This window comes from Pseudomonas sp. TAA207, from assembly GCF_001529285.1.
Classification (GTDB): Bacteria; Pseudomonadota; Gammaproteobacteria; order Pseudomonadales; family Pseudomonadaceae; genus Aquipseudomonas; species Aquipseudomonas weihenstephanensis.
In genome coordinates this window covers 1-3206 of the sequence record NZ_LLWJ01000020.1, presented here as the reverse complement: position 1 = coordinate 3206, position 3206 = coordinate 1, and the positions used below count along the sequence as shown (strand labels likewise).

The 3206-nt window shown below is 60.0% G+C and carries 3 protein-coding genes; all 3 read left to right on the top strand.

Annotated features, from left to right (window positions below; translation table 11 throughout):
• On the top strand, nucleotides 1–909 hold a 909-nt coding region (locus tag AP059_RS00215), incomplete at its 5' end, for a type VI secretion system Vgr family protein (protein ID WP_120752296.1).
• Nucleotides 910–955: 46 nt separating this feature from the next.
• The gene (locus AP059_RS00210) at nucleotides 956–1384 is read left to right on the top strand and encodes a DcrB-related protein (RefSeq protein ID WP_059761362.1); all 429 of its coding nucleotides are present in this window, start codon (nucleotides 956–958) and stop codon (nucleotides 1382–1384) included.
• 39 nt (nucleotides 1385–1423) lie between these two features.
• A partial coding sequence (locus AP059_RS00205) for a DUF6531 domain-containing protein (RefSeq protein ID WP_177332325.1) occupies nucleotides 1424–3206 on the top strand: 1783 nt, incomplete at its 3' end.

Here is a 3206-nt window from a genome sequence, read left to right as displayed (position 1 = left end):
TCTGGCACCCGCTATCACCTTGCGGCCACTTTGGCGCCCGCCGCCTTCGACTGGAAAGCCCCGCTGTGCCCCAAACCGCGCATCGACGGCCCGCAAACCGCCACTGTGGTCGGCCCGTCCGGCGAAGAAATCTTCTGCGACAAGTGGGGCCGGGTCAAAGTCAGCTTCCCGTGGGACCGCGCCAGCCAGCACAACGAACACAGCTCTTGCTGGATCCGCGTCGCCCAAGGCTGGGCGGGCACCACTTGGGGCGCGATGGCGATACCGCGCATCGGTCAGGAACTGATCGTCCAATACTTCGACGGTGACCCCGACCAACCAATCGCCACCGGCCGCGCCTACCGCGAAGCCAACCTGCCGCCCTACGAACTGCCCAAACACAAGACCCGCATGACCATTAAAAGCCAGACCCACAAGGGCGATGGCTTCAATGAGCTGCGGTTTGAGGATGAAAAGGGCGTGGAAGAGATCTACGTCCATGCCGAGAAAGACCAGAACGTGATGGTCAACAACAACGAGACCCACACCGTGGGCGTTGACCGCACCCATGCGGTAGGCCAGGACGAAACCATCACCGTGGGCCGCAACAGCTTACGCGTGGTGAAGACCAACGACACGCTGAAGGTGGGTGGCAACAAAAACGATCACGTTGCTGGCGAGTACTACATCGGTGTCGGTTCAACACTACGCCTCGAATGCGGCAAAACCGTGATCGAGCTAAACGCCAATGGCGACCTGAATATCACCTGCGAAAACTTCAATATCACCGCCAATCAGGCCGGAAAAATCAACAGCCTCAGCGCCAAGCTCGACCTGAACATGACCGGTAAAGCCGCGGGCACCAGTGCCGCCGGCGTCAGCGATGCGGCCATCAAGGGCGATGTCGATGGCTATTTCGGCAAGCGCTGAGCCCTGAGCATCCAGACGACCGACCGATCCATAAGGAGCTTGCAACATGACTCACTACCGCACCCATGATCTGCTGATTGGCTTCCCGGACGACCAACCGGACGACAACAGCCTCAACGTGTTCATCTTCAAGGAACGGCAAACCACCCTCGTCATTGCTCGCGGTGCGATAGAAGAAGGCACCTCCCTCGCCAGCACCTATGCCCAACAGCTGAAAGCGCTCAAGCATCAGGTCAAGGCTCTTCAATGCACCGAACCTAAAGCCGTCAATACGGGTGAAAACAACCTATTGGAAGGCTTGGAAGTTGTTATCCAATTCATGCAAGGGACCAGCCCTTCTTACCAGTACCAATTGGTCTGCCAAGTGCCCGGTGTACAGCGCATGTTGGCCCTCACCTATAGCAAAAAAAGCCTATTGACCGACGCCGACTGCGACCACTGGCGCGCGATCAAACGCACGCTGCGGTTTGCCTGAAAGCGCCCATGAACAACCAGCCGTAAGGAGCACGGATTCGTGGCCGACAAAGTCAAAGCTGCCCGCGCAGGGGACCTGATTATCCACACCTCGGTGTGGGCTGAAATTTTGAGCGTCGTTGCCCAAGGCGTCATTTACGCAGCGGCGACCGCGGCACTGGTGGCAGCCGCACCCTGTACTTTGGTCGCAGCGGTGGGTGCAACAGCTGTTGCCGTTGGCGCAGGGCTGATGCTGGGAGCCGCGACCAGTTTGATCCCGGTGGGCAGTAAAAGCATTACCGAGCACATCAGTGACGGTTGTGATGCGGTCGCCAATTTGATTTTCCCTCCCGAACCGGCCGGGGCTATCGCTTCGGGATCCGATGACACGGCCGTCAACGCCCTGCCCGCAGCACGGGCTGCGGGTTACCAAATCAGCGATGTGCCCGATGCAGAACCCGTAAAACCCGGCGTATTGGAAACACTCGGCGCGCTCGTGGTAGGGCTGACACCTTATGGCTGGTATCAAGCCGTAGACACCATCATCAATCCGCCTGTGGTCACCCAACCCAACCCCGGAACGATCCCTGCCGAACAGGACGAAGTGGCCTGCACCCGGCACCCGCCCATGCCCCTGCAATACATCGCTGAAGGCTCACGGGAAGTCTTCATCAACAGCCAACCGGCTGCGCGGGACAGCGAACGGACCACCTGTGAAGGTACGATCAACGCAGACCTCAACATATCCCCGGATGTGCGAATTGGCGGGGAGTCGCTGGTGGTACGCGAAATCCGCAGCGGCAAGAACAAGCTGGGGATGATTGCCGGGCTGATTATCGGCATGTTGCTGGCCCGAAAAGTCTCCGGACACCGCTGCAAGGGCAACCCGGTCTCGGTCTCCACCGGCAGCAAGTTCCAGAATGGCCCCGAAGACGTCGATTTCACGTTGCCGGGTACTTTGCCGATCGAGTGGGCCCGCCAATACAACAGTGAGGACATCCGCACCACCGGCCTGTTCGGGCCGGGCTGGAGCGTGTTTTACGACGTCGAGATCGTGCGGGTTCCCCACCCTGACGGTGGTGATTTGTGGGTGTATGTCGACGCCCAAGGCAGCCGTTTGGAACTGGGCCGCCTCAACACCGGCGACAGCTTTGTCAGCATCCTTGACGGCCTGAGCTTCTATCAGTTGGGCGACGGCCTGACCGTAGTCGAAGACATTCACGATGGCCTGTATCAGATCTTCGAAACCGATCCGCATAACCCGCAACGCTCTCGCCTGGTGCGCCTCGGCGACCGTAACCGCAACACCCTCAATCTTATGTATGACGAGACCGCACGGCTGGTGCTGGTGGTTGATCCCGTCAGCCATTTGACCGTCCACCTGCACTATGACGCGCTGCACACACAAAGGGTCAGTCAAGTCGATCGGCTGTACCTCAAGCCCAACGAACCCAGCCAGATTGAACGCAGAGAACCGTTGGTAACTTACCGGTATACCGACACCGGCAACTTGAGCACAGTCCTGGATGCCAGTGGCCAGGTCGTGCGGCGCTTCACCTATACGCCCGAGCATTACCTGAGCAGCCACACCCTGCCCAGCGGCGCGACCCGCCACTATCAGTGGGCCACATTCGCCGTCCCGCCTATCCGCCCGCAACCCGTACGCGCCGACGGCACCCCCTACACCCTGCCGCCCCTGCTGGAACCGCAACCCGACCACGAATGGCGGGTCATACGGCACTGGGGCAGCGACGGCGAGGACTACCAGTTCAGCTACGACCTGGAAAAGGGCGAAACCCGTGTCGTGGACAGCCTCGGACGCACGGATCAGTATTTTTGGGGGC

Bases quoted from the DNA above. Each gene is read 5' to 3' on its own strand.
- AP059_RS00210 (WP_059761362.1), top strand. From the start codon at position 956: ATGACTCACTACCGCACCCATGATCTGCTGATTGGCTTCCCGGACGAC.